The following is a 12,962-nucleotide window of genomic DNA, read 5'->3' as shown; positions in this document are numbered from 1 at the left end:
AAAAGGTAGCGCATCTTGCGAGGTGCGGGCATCGCGTCAAGGGCCCGCGACGGGCTTCGTGATCACAACATCTTATCAGCGGCGTGCAGATTAATTTATTGAACTTACTTGCTGATTTCGCACGAAGCGAATTCCACTCCCGCCCGAAACACGCTACAGCTTGAGGCCGGCACAGAAGCTGCGAGACCGTTTAGAGGCCATGGCTGCGACGCTACCCCCGCCCCGCCTTTTGCCGAGTGGCGACAGCGCCATCACGGTGGAATTCAGCCGGAATATCGACGATGCCGCCAACCGGCGGGTGCTGGCGCTCGACCGTGAGCTGGCGGCAGAGCCCATCGCGGGTATCACCGAGACCGTCCCAACCTATCGCTCGCTGCTCGTGCATTACGATCCCGTGCTGATCGATTTTGAAGAGCTCGGCGAGAGGATTCTCGCGCTCGCCCAGCGGCCGGTGCCGGCAACGAGCAGGACGCGGCGCTGGCGCATTCCGGTCGTCTATGGCGGCGAGCATGGCATCGACCTGGAGGACGTCGCCAAAACCCTCAACACCACGCCCGACGACATCGTGGCGCGGCATGTCGCCGGCGACTACCGGGTCGCCATGATCGGCTTCACGCCCGGCTGGTCCTATCTCAGTGGGCTCGCCGATAGCCTGCACATGCCGCGGCGGCAAAATCCACGCTTGCTCACGCCCGCCGGCACCATTTCGATCGGTGGCGTACAGACCGGCGTGCAGTGCCTCGCCGGCCCGAGCGGCTGGCATCTGCTGGGACGGACCGCGGTCCGCACCTACCAGCTCCATCGCGACCCGATCTTCCTGCTCGAGCCCGGCGATAACGTCACCTTTGTCCCCGTCGATGCCAAGACATTCGCCGAACAGGATCGCGCCGCCGCATCCGGCGAATTCATTGCCGAGCAGATCGCCTCATGAGCAAGCTCGTCATTGCAGCGATTGGCCCGGCAAGTTCGGTTCAGGACGGTGGACGTCCGGGTGCGCAACGCTACGGCCTGGTGCCGAGCGGCGCGATGGACCGGCTGGCATTGGCGGCCGCGAATACGCTGGTTGGCAATGGACCGTTCACGGCGGCCGTTGAAGTCGGTCCGTTCGGCGCAAAATTCATCGCGCGCGGCGGCACCGTGCGCATTGCGCTGGCCGGAGCGCCGCGCAATGCCGATATCGCCGGCCGCGCGGTGGCGCCAGACACGTCCGCGACGCTTGCCGATGGCGAGACGCTGACGCTCGGCTTTGCGCGCGGCGGCTCGTTTAGCTATCTGGCGATCGAAGGCGGCATTATCGGCGAGCCGATGTTCGGCAGCCTTGCGGTCAACGCACGCGCCGGGCTCGGCAGCCCCTACCCCCGTCCGCTGCAGGCCGGTGACGAGTTGCAGACCAAGGCCGCAAGTGGCGTGCCGGAACGGCGGATCGAGCTTCCGGCGGCAACCGATGCGCCGATCCGAGTGGTCTTCGGACCGCAGGATGACGAATTCACTGATGAGACCAAAAAGCTGTTTCTCGACAGCGAATGGAAGATCTCGGCAACCAGCGACCGCATGGGCTACCGGCTCGAAGGCCCGGTTCTCAGGCACCTTCATGGCCACAACATCGTTTCCGACGGCACCGTCAACGGCAGCCTGCAGGTGCCTGGCATGGGTCAGCCGATCGTGCTGATGCCGGATCGCGGCACCAGCGGCGGCTATCCGAAGATCGCAACCGTGATATCAGCCGATCTCGGACGCCTCGCCCAGATCCCCGCCGGCCGCGCCTTTCGCTTTCTAGCCGTCAGCATGGCGGAAGCACAGTCCGAGGCGCGCAAATTCGCTGATATGCTGCGCACCCTGCCCGACCGGCTGCGCGCCATCGAAAGCGTTGATCTCAATATCGAGGCGCTGCACGATGCCAATGTCGCCGGCCACGCCGTCAACGCCATCGACGTCGGAACCTGGCACGCGGTCGCCGACATTGCGGGACCGGACTGAAATCCACTCACGAGAAGCGGACCAACAACATGACAAGCATCGACCTCAATTGCGATCTCGGCGAAGGATTTGGCGCGTGGGAAATGGGCAATGACGCCGCGATGATTGAGCTGGCGACGTCGGTGAATGTCGCTTGCGGTTTCCATGCCGGCGATCCCGACATCATGCGTCACACCGTCGAGCTTGCCAAAGCGCGCGGCGTCAGCGTCGGCGCGCATCCCGGCTATCGCGACCTGCACGGCTTTGGCCGGCGGCCGATGCCGGGCTTGAAGTCGTCGGAGATCGAAAACCTCATCGCCTACCAGATCGGTGCGTTGCAGGCGATTGCGACCGCGGCCGGCTACAAGGTCACTCACGTCAAGGCGCACGGCGCGATCTCCAACGTCGCCTGCGAAGATGACATGACCGCAAGAGCCATCGCCAACGGCATCAAGGCGGTCGATCCCAATTTGATCTTCGTGGTGCTCGCCAATTCGAAGCTGGTAACGGCGGGCGAAGCCGCCAACCTGCCGATGGTGCATGAAGTGTTCGCCGACCGCGCCTATGAGGACAATGGCATGCTGGTGTCGCGCAAGAAGCCCGGCGCCGTGCTGCACGATGCGAAGGAGATCGCTGATCGCGTGGTGCGGATGGTGCAGGATGGCGCGGTCGTCTCAGTGACCGGCAAGGTGATCAAGATGCGCACCGACACCGTCTGCATTCACGGCGACACGCCGGGCGCGGTCGACATCGCGCGCGGCGTGCGAAAGGCGTTGAAGGACGCGGGAATTACGGTCGCGCCGTTCAAGACGGCAACATCAACTTAGAACGGATGGACCGAGAGCGTGCCGAACACGATCGCGGCGATGAGCGCGAACGCGCTGTACAGCGCGGCCGTGTGCAGGCCGGTGCCGGAACGGCGGGACACCGAACGTGCGTAAAGGTGCAGGCGGGCTTCCGCCGATAGTTCGCGCATCATCGATCTCCAACGCGGCATGGGCTGCATATGGAATATCGATTGTATCAGGACGCAAGATGCCGGCCGAAATAGCGACGCGGACGCTCTAACCCCCGCCATTTTGAGGGGAAAATTCCCCTTTTCCCGCCGAGCGCGAGAATTTTATTTGGGCCGATTTGAACTAGACGGAACCCGGCTCAGTAAACGTCCTGCTGGAACCGGCCGCTTTTCTTGAGTTCGCCAACGAAGCTGACCGCCTCATCGGTCGATCGGGCGCCGAACTGGGCGACGATGTCGACCAGCGCGCGCTCGACGTCCTTGGCCATCCGCTTGGCATCGCCGCAGATGTAGACATGCGCGCCCTCGGCAAGCCAGGTCCACAATTCGCGGCCGACCTCGCGCATGCGATCCTGCACGTAGAATTTCTTGTCGCCGTCGCGCGACCACGCCAACGACAGCCGCGTCAGGAGGCCCGAGGTCTTCATCGCGTTGAGTTCATCGGCATAGAAGAAATCGCAATCGCTGCGCTGATGGCCGAAGAACAGCCAGTTCTTGCCGGGCGCTCCGGTTGCGCGGCGGTCGTGCAGGAAGGCGCGGAATGGTGCGACGCCGGTGCCCGGCCCGATCATGATGATCGGCGTCTTCGGGTCCTGCGGCAGCGCGAAGCCGTGGGCCTTCTGCACATAGACCTTTAATTCGTCGCCGGGATTGATGCGCTCGGCGAGGAAGGTTGAGGCGAGCCCGAGACGCTTGCGCTTGTTGATCACGTAGCGCACGCAGTCGACCGTTAGTGACAATCTGCCGGGCGTCGCATTGTGTGACGATGAGATCGAATAGAGCCGCGGCTGCAGCGGCTCCAGCGCCTCGACGAAGGCCTCGGGATGCGGGCGCACGCCGGAAAACTTTTGCAGCACCGCCATCACGTCGAGTGTCGCGGCGTCGCCGTCGGGGTCCTCGCCCTGTGCCAGTGCGCGTGCCTTCTCGCGCCTGGCGCCGCCGGTGAGGTACGAGATCAGCTCGAATAGCGAGTCCGGCGCCGGCGACAGCGAGACGTCGTCCATCAGCACTTCGCGCAGCGTCTTGCCGTTCACCTCCGTGGTGTGGGACGCGCCGAGCAGCGCGATGATCTGATCGACCAGCCCGACATCGTTGCGCGCAAAGATGCCGAAGGAATCGCCGACGACATAGTCGAGACCGGCGGCGGAGAGATCGAACTCGATGTGCCAGGTCTCCTTTTCCGAACCTTGTTTGTTCAGAAGCCGGCGCGACAGGAAGGTGGCCGCGACCGGATTATCGCGCGACCGTCCCGGCTCTGCTACGGCGGCAGACGCAGCCGGAGCCGCCGCTGCCGCGGCTGACGGCGTGGACGGAGCCTTGTCGATTTCCTCATACAACGACTTCAGCATCCGCGCGGTTTCCTTGCCGCCGGGGACGCAGAGGTTGAGCCGCGCTTCGCTCTTGCTCGCAATTGCTTCTGAATAATTGTGGCAGTCATAGCCGCACTGGCCGCAGTCCTGCTGCGCCATTGCCGCCATCATCCGCCGCCGCAGCGGACGTCCCTCGGCGAGTTTCATGCGCTCGGCCATCGGCATGGTCTGGTCGTGCCACGGCGCTTCGCCATCATCATCATCGCCAGCCGCGCCTTGCATCACGGCGGCGCCCTGCTCGGCGGACAACGGCGTTGCATCGGATAGCAGTCCGGCAAAGAATCCGTTCAGCCAGGAGCGTTGCGCCTCGGAGAATGGCGCGTTCGATGGAATGATCTCGATCTTCGGTGGCGGCGTGATCTGGTTCATGCGGACACCTCGGCTTCGGCGAGCTTGCGCAAGCCCGCGCCGTCATGGCGGCGCGCAAATGTCAGGAACGTCTCATCGGATGATGCGCGATGGGTGAGATACGCCTTCAGCAGCTTCTCGACCGCCTTCGGCGCATCTTCCGCCTTGAGGTCATGAAAAACCTCCTGCCCGACATCGGCGTCGGGACCAAAGCCGCCGCCGGCAAACAGGTGATAGCCCTCGACGGTGTCGTCATCCTCGCCGACGGGAACGCGCGCTGCGATCAGGCCGATATCGCTGATGTAGTGCTGCGCGCAGGAATGGTGGCAGCCGGTGACGTGAATGTTGATCGGCGTGTCGATGGCAACGCGCGGCTCGCACCAGTCTCCGATCTCGGCGGCATGCCGCTTGGTGTTGGAAGCTGCGAAGCGGCAGCCGGCATTGCCGGTGCAGGCGATCAGGCCGGCACGGATGTGCGAAGCCTCGACCGCAAGCCCGATTTTCTGGATCGCGGCGATCGCCAGTTCGACATTTTCGTCGCGCACTCCTGATATCAGCAGGTTCTGCCACACCGTCAGGCGAATGTCGCCGTCGCCCAGATCCTGCGCGATCTTCGCCAATCCGCGCATTTGCTCGGCGGTAACCTTGCCGAGCGGCAATGACACGCCGATCCAGTTCAGCCTGTCCTGCTTCTGCTTGTGCACGCCGATATGCGCCATGCGGTCGGACGCCGGCCGTAGGCAAAGCGCCTCCGCCGGCACGCGGGTGAAAGGCTTGCCGAGCCGCTCCTCGACCAGCGCAAGGAATTTCTCGTGGCCCATGCCGTCGAGCACATATTTCAGCCGCGCCTTGTTGCGGTTGGTGCGGTCGCCGAGATCGATGAAGATGCGGACGATGGCGTCGGCCACTTTGGTGGCGTCGGCCGGCCTCACGATGATGTCGGTATACTTGGCAAAATCCTTGTGCCCGGTGATGCCGCCAAGCCCGAGGCGAAACCAGATGCCTCCCTCGGCGCCAAAGCCGTCCTTCACCTCGACCGCCGTGAAGGCGATATCATTGGTGTCTTCCAGCGCGGCGATCTTGCCGGCGCCGTCGAAGGCGACGTTGAACTTGCGCGGCAGACCGTAGAGCGAGCGGTCGTTGAGGATGTGATAGTGCCATTCGCGCGCATACTCCCGGGTATCGAGCAGTTCCTGCGGATCGATCCCGGCGGTCGGCGTCCCCGTGACATTGCGGATGTTGTCGGCTCCGGTGCCGCGCGAACAGAGGCCGAGATCCTGGATGCCCTCGATCAGCGCCACCGCATGCTTCGGCGGAATTTCCCGCACCTGCAAATTGGCCCGCGTCGTGACGTGGCAGAACGGCCCGCACAGCCGCTCGCTCAGATCGGCGAGGCCCGAAAACTGCCAGTGCTTCAGGATGCCGTTCGGAATCCGCAAGCGGCACATGTAGGAGTCCTGCGCCGGCGCGACGTAGAACAGGCCGTAATAGCGCCAGCGGAAATTGTCCGCAGGGCTCGGCGGCGCATTGTCGAGCGCCTGCTGCTTCAGCCGCGGATAGGCGTCGAACGGATGCTCCTCGCGCTTGAACTTCTCGGGATCGGCGAGCTTCTTGCCTGACGCGATGACCTTGTCCTGCGCCTTGATATGCGCGGCGTCCGGCCCAGTCGGTTCGGCCGCCGCCTTGCCCGCAGCGCCACCGAGGCCGCGCCCGACCCGGCTGATCTGCAGGCCCGTGGTAAAGCCCTCGAGATAGCGCTTCTGCTCGTCGGTAAAGTCGATTGAGAGCGTTTCGATTTTCATGCGCGACGAAGCTCCTGCGGCCACGGCTGGTGGCGTCAACGAACGGGAAAGACCGCTTGGAAAATCGATCCGGCGGAGGCGCCGGACGGCATTTCTGGCAAGCGGCCCGGCCAGCTTCGTTGCTGCGGAAATCCATCTTGGACATCGGTCAGCAGGCTTCAGCGACGAGCCGACCGCACTGCAACATTCAAGTTGCGTGCCAGAGAGGCTCGATAAAAATATCGATGATTTTCAATGTGTTCCGAGCATGAAACTCAAAACTATGAAGCCGGCTTCAGTGCCGCTTCGTAGGCACAATGCCCAATGATTGGGCGCATGAGACTTTTGCCTAATATTACCTCAGTCGGCTCGCTTAGGGCTTCCAGTGGCCGATCTTGAACGCCGCCAGATGGCCCGCGATGTCGCCAGGGTCAAACGCGGGTCCCACAAAGGCGCCGATGGCGCCAGAGGCGTCGGAGACGGCCTGGGGACGTCCCATGGCGGCATCAAAGAGGTCGGGCCTGAAGACCCCGATCGCGGTCTGCAGCGCATCGGGCCGCACCTCCGCCTGCCCCCAGCGCACCATCTGGGCATAGAGCCAGGCGGCCTGGGCGGGGTCGGGCCGGCCCGCCCCCTCGCGGCCGATCAGTAGATAGCGGCTGCTTTCGCGTCTGGCTCCATCGGGCGAGACCTTTAGCCGGCCATCGAGAGTGCGCTGGATCAGCTCCGCATCGACGCCGATCCGCCCCGGCCGGGCCAGGATGTGCGCGGCTTCGGCGCGGTTTTCCGGGTGCTCGATAAAATCGGCCGCCTTCGCCGCGGCCCGCGTCAACGCCGCCAGCACCTCCGAATTCTTCTCCGACCAACTCTGCCTGACAGCGAGCACCTTCTCCGCTGCACGAACCAGAATATCGGACGAAAAATGCAGGATGTGGCCGATGCCGAGATCGACCGCGATCGAGTTCCAGGGCGCGCCGACGCAGAAGGCGTCGACCTGGCCGTTGGCAAGGCTGTCTACCATGTAGGGCGGCGGCAATACCACCAGCCGCACGTCCTCGTCGGGATCGACCCCGCCCGCCGCCATCCAGAACCGGAGCTGGTAATTGTGGGTCGAGAACGGGAAAGTCATGCCGAAAGTCAGGGGATCCGCCCCGCTCTTGCGCCGCTTGGCGACGACGCGGGCGAGCGCCAGCGCGGTCGCCATCGGATCGAGCGCGTCGCCATCGATCTCCGCCATGATGGCGGCATGCAACAACGGCGACACCGTGATGGCGTTGCCGTTGAGGCCGAGATTGAACGGCGCCACGATCGGCACCTTGACGTGACCGAGCCCGAGGCTGGAGGCGATCGCCACCGGGGCCAGCAGATGCGCCGCGTCGAACATGCCGATATTGAGCTTGTCGCGGACGTTGGACCACGACACTTCCCGCACCAGCGTAACGTCGAGCCCTTCGGCGGCGGCAAAGCCCTTGTCGACGGCAATGATCAGCGCGGAGGCGTCGACCAGCGGAATGAAGCCGATATGCAGCGGTGTGGTCATTTCAGGAGTTCCGACGCCGTCAGGATCGACTGTGCGATCTCGCCGATCTTCTTTTTCTCGCGCATCGCGGTGGAGCGCATCAGCACATAAGCCTCTTCTTCGGTGAGGCCCTTCACCTTCATCAAAATTCCCTTGGCGCGGTCGATGACCTTGCGTTCCTCGAGCGCCGACTTGGTGCGGTCGAGTTCGTCCTGCAGCTTGGCGAAGGCGTTGAAGCGGGAAATGCAGAGGTCGAGGATCGGCTTGATCCGCTCCTTCTTCAGCCCATCGACGATGTAGGCGGAGACGCCGGCCTCGACGGAGGCCTGGATCGAGGCGGCATCGCTCTGGTCGACGAACATGGCGATCGGCCGCCGCACCGCGCGGCTGACCTGGAACATCTGTTCCAGCACGTCGCGGCTGGGGTTTTCCAGGTCGATCAGGATGACGTCGGGATCTACAGCGTAAATCCGCGCCAAAAGGCTCTGCATCTCGCTGATATGCACGACGCCGGTAAAACCCGCCTCCCGCAACCCCTCTTCGAGGATCGCGGCCCGGATCGGGCTTTCGTCGACAATGACGATTTTCGGCGACGACTCAGCGCTCATCGATCAACTCTTTAACCCGGCAGGGCTTCCATAGCACGTCAGAAGGTGGCGCAAAGCCTTGTAATTGTGAGTAATTGGGACTAGTTCGTGCCCATCAATCAGGCAGATTTAGATATGCAACAGGCCGCCGCGCCCAAGATCAGCTTTGTTTCGCTTGGATGTCCCAAGGCATTGGTGGATTCCGAGCGCATCATCACGCGGCTGCGCGCCGAAGGCTATGAGCTGGCCCGCAAGCATGACGGCGCCGACATCGTCATCGTCAACACCTGCGGCTTCCTCGACAGTGCCAAGCAGGAATCGCTCGGCGCCATCGGCGACGCCATGGCCGAGAACGGCAAGGTCATCGTCACCGGCTGCATGGGCGCGGAACCCGAGCAGATCGAAGCGGCCTATCCGGGCGTGCTCTCGATCACAGGTCCGCAGCAATATGAGAGCGTGCTGGAAGCCGTGCACCGGGCGCTGCCGCCGGTGCATAACCCGCATCTCGATCTGGTGCCGCCGCAGGGCGTCAAGCTGACGCCGCGCCACTACGCCTATCTGAAGATCTCCGAAGGCTGCAACAACCGCTGCAGCTTCTGCATCATTCCGAAACTGCGCGGCGATCTGGTGTCGCGGCCGGCGGCCGACGTGTTGCGCGAAGCGGAGAAACTGGTCAGCGCCGGCGTCAAGGAATTGCTGGTCATTTCACAGGACACCTCGGCCTATGGCGTCGACGTGAAATACGCGGAAAGCCCGTGGCAGGACCGCCAGGTTCGCGCCAAATTCTTCGATCTCGCCAAGGAGCTCGGCGAACTTGGCGCCTGGGTGCGGCTGCAATATGTCTACCCCTACCCGCATGTCGACGAAGTCATCGGCCTGATGACCGAGGGCAAGGTCCTGCCCTATCTCGATATCCCCTTCCAGCATGCGAGCCCGGAAGTTTTGAAGGCGATGAAGCGCCCCGCCGCGCAGGAAAAGACGCTGGCGCGGATCAAGAAGTGGCGCGAGGAATGTCCTGACCTGACGCTGCGCTCGACCTTCATCGTCGGCTTCCCCGGCGAGACCGATTCCGATTTCGCCTATCTGCTCGACTGGCTCGAAGAGGCCGAGATCGATCGTCTCGGCTGCTTCAAATACGAGCCGGTGGCCGGCGCCGCCTCCAACGCGATCAGTAATGCCGTGCCCGACGAGGTCAAGCAGGAGCGCTGGAACGCGCTGATGGCGCGGCAGCAGAAAATCTCCGCCCGCCGCCTCAAGCGCAGGGTCGGCACGCGGCAGCAGGTCATCATCGACGAAGTCGGGCCGACGGTCGCAAAGGGTCGCTCAAAGGCGGATGCGCCGCAGATCGACGGCGCGGTCTATCTTTCCAGCCGCCGTCCTCTGAAAGTCGGTGAGATCGTCACCGCGAAGATCGAGCGGTCCGATCAGTACGACCTGCACGGCAGCGTCGCGGGGTTCTGAAGCCGCCCTGATTGTCGGTCAGGTCGCCTGGCATCGGCCGGGCATTCGCCTCCAGAAATTGCAAGGCGGTATCTCCCGTACGTGAACTGATCCCCATTCAACGCGCACAAAGCTGTTGGCAGGCCGGCTGCGCGGCCGGACATGGGATTGGACATGACGAAGGCACGGCGGACCAGGTCCGGCAGTAATCTCAAGGCACTTGGCTGCTCGTTGCTATTGCTCACGGCCGTTCCAGCCGTTGCGCAGGCTGCGAAAATTACCTCGGCCGACGTCAGGAGCTGGTGCTTCACCAGCGCCAAGATTGCCACCGACCTGCGGATCGGCGGCTGTAGCGCCCTCATCTCGTCGGGAAAGGCTACGGCGAAGCGGCTCACCGACGCCTACCTCAATCGCGGGGCCCATTATCTCGGCAACAACAGCACCGACCTCGCCATCGACGATTTCAGCGAGGTGATCAGGCGCGAGCCGAAGCGTTTCGCGGCCTTCACCAACCGTGGCGAAGCCTATCGCCGCAAGGGCGATTTGGACCGGGCGATCTCGGATTTCGATCGCGCCATCGCGCTCAATCAAAAAGACGCCATCGCCTGGTTCAATCGCGGGATCGCCTATAGCGACAAGGGCGATCCGGATCATGCGATCGCCGACTACGATCTGGCCATCAAGCTCAATCCGCGCGATTCCTGGTACTACAACAACCGCGGCAATTCCCACATCGACAAGCGCGACTATGAGCGCGCGATGGCGGACTACAACAAGGCGATCAAGCTCAATCCGAAATTTACGCTCGCCTATTTCAACCGCGGCACCGCCTACCGAAACCATGGTGACGATGCATTGGCGCTCGCCGATCTCAACATGTCGATCCAGTTTGATGCGAACTATGCCGCCGCCTACGGCAACCGGGCACGGCTGTTCAGGGACAAGGGCGACATCGACCGCGCGCTGGCCGATTTCGACCAATCGCTGCGCCTTGATCCCGCGGGCTATCGTGACGCCTATGCCCGCGGCACCATCTACTTTGACCGGCACGACTATGCGCGGGCCCTTCCGGATTATGATCGGGCGATCAAAGCCAATCCGAAATACGCGGCGGCGCTCAACTCGCGCTGCCTGACCCGCGCCATTGTCGGCAGCCCCCGCGAGGGCCTTGCGGATTGCGAGGAGTCGCTCAAGCATCGGCCAGGTGATGCCTACACGCTCGACAGCCGCGCCTTCTGCTATCTCAAGCTCGGCGAATTCGCTGCCGCGATCGAGGGTTACGATACGGCCTTGAAGGTCAATCCGAAGCTTGCGCCCTCACTTTACGGGCGCGGACTTGCGAAACAAAAACAAGGCGATGCGAGCGGAGCTGAAAGTGACATCGCGGCGGCCAAGGCAATCGATGCCGGCGTCGCCGACGAATTCCGCCATTATGGAATCGACTGAGTTCGCAACCGCACGTCGAGCCGTCGCTTGACATGGCCCGCGGTTCGGCTGTATGGGCCATCGCATGAAGCTGAACCGGACCAACCGCCGCGCCTGCCTGCGTCGTCGCTCCCGCGACGATGATGGGGCGCGCCATGTCCGACGACAATGCTGATCAGCTAGTTTCAGCCACGTTTTCGAGAAGGCCGCACCCTCAAAAGTGCGGCCTTCTTGCGTTTCGGCCTGCCCCTTCCGCAAAACCCAGAGGAGATCGACATGACCCTTGCTGCCCATCCGTTCGACGCGCTGATGAACATCACGGCACGCCCGCAGGCCGTGTTCGTCCGCGGCGAAGGCGCCTATCTCTGGGACGATGCCGGCAAGCGCTATCTCGATTTCATGCAGGGTTGGGCCGTCAACTGCCTCGGCCATTCGCCCCCTGTCGTTGCCGAAGCCCTCGCGGCGCAGGCAAAACTGCTGCTGACGCCGAGCCCCGCCTTCTACAACGGCCCCAGCCTCAAGCTGGCGCAGGCGTTGGTCGACAAGAGCTGCTTCGACCAGGTGTTCTTCGCCAATTCCGGCGCGGAAGCCAACGAAGGCGCGATCAAGCTCGCGCGGAAATACGGCGCCAAGCACAAGAACGGCGCGTTCGAAATCATCACCTTCGAAGGCGGCTTTCACGGCCGCACGCTGGCGACCATGTCGGCATCGGGCAAGAAGGCGTTCGAGCCGCTGTTCGAGCCGAAAGTGTCGGGCTTCCGAAAAGCCAGGCTCAACGACCTCGATTCAGTGAAGGCGCTGATCTCGGATAACACGGTCGCGGTGATGCTGGAGCCGATCCAGGGCGAGGCCGGCGTATGGCCAGCAACCGATCAATTCTTGCAGGCGTTGCGCGCGCTGACGAAAGAGCACGGCCTGCTCCTGATCGTCGATGAGATCCAGACCGGCATGGGCCGGACCGGCAAGCTGTTTCATTACGAGCATGCCGGCATCGCGCCCGACATCATGACGCTCGGCAAGGGCATCGGCGGCGGCGTGCCGCTGGCGGCCCTGCTCGCGACCAAGGAAGCCTCGTGCTTCGAGCATGGCGACCAGGGCGGCACGTTCAACGGCAATCCGTTGATGTGCGCTGCCGGGCTCGCGGTGCTTGAGGAAGTGTCGAAGCCGGAGTTTTTGAAAGCGGCCGGCGATGCCGGCCTGTTTCTTGAGAGCGAGTTGCAGAAACTCTCGGCACGGCACGGCCTTGGCGAAGTGCGGGGTCGCGGCTTGTTGCTGGCACTCGATCTCAAGCTGCCGATCGGCGGAGCGATCGTGGCCGAAGCGCTGGCAGACGGCGTCCTCATCAACTCGCCCCAGCCCGACGCCCTGCGCTTCATGCCCGCGCTCAACGTCACGCGCGAGGAGATCTCGCTGATGATCGATTGCCTCGATGCGATTTTAGTCAAGGCAGGCGCGGCGAGGAGAGTTGCGTAAGTCTCTCTCCTGTCATTCCGGGGCGATGCGCAGCATCGAACCCGGAGG

12 protein-coding genes are annotated in these 12,962 nt (G+C 63.4%); 7 read left to right on the top strand and 5 right to left on the bottom strand.

What is annotated here, in order from left to right:
• Positions 1-199: 199 nt before the first annotated feature.
• From pxpB to QA643_RS20115, 3 genes are read left to right on the top strand one after another with little or no spacing between them, the layout of a single operon-like run.
• On the top strand, positions 200-931 hold the full coding sequence (pxpB, locus tag QA643_RS20125; protein WP_283027657.1) for a 5-oxoprolinase subunit PxpB: 732 nt from the start codon (positions 200-202) through the stop codon (positions 929-931).
• Complete coding sequence (locus QA643_RS20120) at positions 928-1,977, top strand: biotin-dependent carboxyltransferase family protein (protein WP_283027656.1); 1,050 nt, start codon at positions 928-930, stop codon at positions 1,975-1,977. Before pxpB ends, QA643_RS20120 begins: the two co-directional genes overlap by 4 nt.
• 29 nt (positions 1,978-2,006) lie before the next feature.
• Complete coding sequence (locus QA643_RS20115) at positions 2,007-2,783, top strand: 5-oxoprolinase subunit PxpA (RefSeq protein ID WP_283027655.1); 777 nt, start codon at positions 2,007-2,009, stop codon at positions 2,781-2,783.
• On the opposite strand, the gene QA643_RS20110 is transcribed toward QA643_RS20115, so the two are convergent.
• The 3 genes from QA643_RS20110 to QA643_RS20100 form a co-directional block, all read right to left on the bottom strand.
• Positions 2,780-2,932 carry a hypothetical protein gene (locus QA643_RS20110; protein ID WP_247777853.1) on the bottom strand — a complete coding sequence of 51 codons (153 nt, stop codon included), beginning with the start codon at positions 2,930-2,932 and terminating at the stop codon, positions 2,780-2,782. The two genes, QA643_RS20115 and QA643_RS20110, sit on opposite strands and share 4 nt — an antisense overlap.
• A gap of 179 nt (positions 2,933-3,111) precedes the next feature.
• Positions 3,112-4,710 carry a sulfite reductase subunit alpha gene (locus tag QA643_RS20105; RefSeq protein WP_283027654.1) on the bottom strand — a complete coding sequence of 533 codons (1,599 nt, stop codon included), beginning with the start codon at positions 4,708-4,710 and terminating at the stop codon, positions 3,112-3,114.
• Positions 4,707-6,491, bottom strand: coding sequence for a NirA family protein (locus tag QA643_RS20100; protein ID WP_283027653.1), 1,785 nt, complete (start codon positions 6,489-6,491; stop codon positions 4,707-4,709). The genes QA643_RS20105 and QA643_RS20100 overlap by 4 nt, the downstream gene beginning before the upstream one ends.
• Between QA643_RS20100 and QA643_RS20095 the strand changes: the two genes are divergently transcribed.
• The gene (locus tag QA643_RS20095) at positions 6,490-6,798 is read left to right on the top strand and encodes a hypothetical protein (RefSeq protein WP_283027652.1); all 309 of its coding nucleotides are present in this window, start codon (positions 6,490-6,492) and stop codon (positions 6,796-6,798) included. The two genes, QA643_RS20100 and QA643_RS20095, sit on opposite strands and share 2 nt — an antisense overlap.
• Before the next feature lie 45 nt (positions 6,799-6,843).
• Here QA643_RS20095 and QA643_RS20090 read toward each other — a convergent pair whose 3' ends face one another.
• Together QA643_RS20090 and QA643_RS20085 are read right to left on the bottom strand one after the other, a co-directional pair.
• Positions 6,844-8,010 carry a CmpA/NrtA family ABC transporter substrate-binding protein gene (locus tag QA643_RS20090; protein ID WP_283027651.1) on the bottom strand — a complete coding sequence of 389 codons (1,167 nt, stop codon included), beginning with the start codon at positions 8,008-8,010 and terminating at the stop codon, positions 6,844-6,846.
• Positions 8,007-8,597: an ANTAR domain-containing protein gene (locus QA643_RS20085; RefSeq protein ID WP_283027650.1), complete on the bottom strand. Its 591-nt coding sequence runs from the start codon at positions 8,595-8,597 to the stop codon at positions 8,007-8,009. Before QA643_RS20085 ends, QA643_RS20090 begins: the two co-directional genes overlap by 4 nt.
• A gap of 114 nt (positions 8,598-8,711) precedes the next feature.
• On the opposite strand from QA643_RS20085, the gene rimO reads away from it, so the two are divergent.
• The 3 genes from rimO (at position 8,712) to QA643_RS20070 (ending at position 12,914) form a co-directional block, all read left to right on the top strand.
• Complete coding sequence (rimO, locus tag QA643_RS20080) at positions 8,712-10,037, top strand: 30S ribosomal protein S12 methylthiotransferase RimO (RefSeq protein ID WP_283027649.1); 1,326 nt, start codon at positions 8,712-8,714, stop codon at positions 10,035-10,037.
• A gap of 153 nt (positions 10,038-10,190) precedes the next feature.
• Positions 10,191-11,462, top strand: coding sequence for a tetratricopeptide repeat protein (locus QA643_RS20075; RefSeq protein ID WP_283027648.1), 1,272 nt, complete (start codon positions 10,191-10,193; stop codon positions 11,460-11,462).
• Positions 11,463-11,717: 255 nt separating this feature from the next.
• Entirely contained in the window at positions 11,718-12,914 is a 1,197-nt protein-coding gene (locus QA643_RS20070) for an acetylornithine transaminase (protein ID WP_283027647.1), read from the top strand.
• Positions 12,915-12,962: the final 48 nt, after the last annotated feature.

It is taken from the genome of Bradyrhizobium sp. CB3481 (genome assembly GCF_029714305.1).
Classification (GTDB): domain Bacteria; phylum Pseudomonadota; class Alphaproteobacteria; order Rhizobiales; family Xanthobacteraceae; genus Bradyrhizobium.
Note: the sequence above shows the minus strand (reverse complement) of the source record. Positions and strands in the feature narration are given on the sequence as shown.

What these genes read in the sequence shown, in the direction of transcription:
- pxpB (WP_283027657.1), top strand. Translation starts at nt 200, where the DNA reads ATGGCTGCGACGCTACCCCCGCCCCGCCTTTTGCCGAGTGGCGACAGC.
- QA643_RS20120 (WP_283027656.1), top strand. Translation starts at nt 928, where the DNA reads ATGAGCAAGCTCGTCATTGCAGCGATTGGCCCGGCAAGTTCGGTTCAG.
- QA643_RS20115 (WP_283027655.1), top strand. Translation starts at nt 2,007, where the DNA reads ATGACAAGCATCGACCTCAATTGCGATCTCGGCGAAGGATTTGGCGCG.
- QA643_RS20110 (WP_247777853.1), bottom strand. Translation starts at nt 2,932, where the DNA reads ATGCGCGAACTATCGGCGGAAGCCCGCCTGCACCTTTACGCACGTTCG.
- QA643_RS20105 (WP_283027654.1), bottom strand. Translation starts at nt 4,710, where the DNA reads ATGAACCAGATCACGCCGCCACCGAAGATCGAGATCATTCCATCGAAC.
- QA643_RS20095 (WP_283027652.1), top strand. Translation starts at nt 6,490, where the DNA reads ATGCGCGACGAAGCTCCTGCGGCCACGGCTGGTGGCGTCAACGAACGG.
- QA643_RS20100 (WP_283027653.1), bottom strand. Translation starts at nt 6,491, where the DNA reads ATGAAAATCGAAACGCTCTCAATCGACTTTACCGACGAGCAGAAGCGC.
- QA643_RS20090 (WP_283027651.1), bottom strand. Translation starts at nt 8,010, where the DNA reads ATGACCACACCGCTGCATATCGGCTTCATTCCGCTGGTCGACGCCTCC.
- QA643_RS20085 (WP_283027650.1), bottom strand. Translation starts at nt 8,597, where the DNA reads ATGAGCGCTGAGTCGTCGCCGAAAATCGTCATTGTCGACGAAAGCCCG.
- rimO (WP_283027649.1), top strand. Translation starts at nt 8,712, where the DNA reads ATGCAACAGGCCGCCGCGCCCAAGATCAGCTTTGTTTCGCTTGGATGT.
- QA643_RS20075 (WP_283027648.1), top strand. Translation starts at nt 10,191, where the DNA reads ATGACGAAGGCACGGCGGACCAGGTCCGGCAGTAATCTCAAGGCACTT.
- QA643_RS20070 (WP_283027647.1), top strand. Translation starts at nt 11,718, where the DNA reads ATGACCCTTGCTGCCCATCCGTTCGACGCGCTGATGAACATCACGGCA.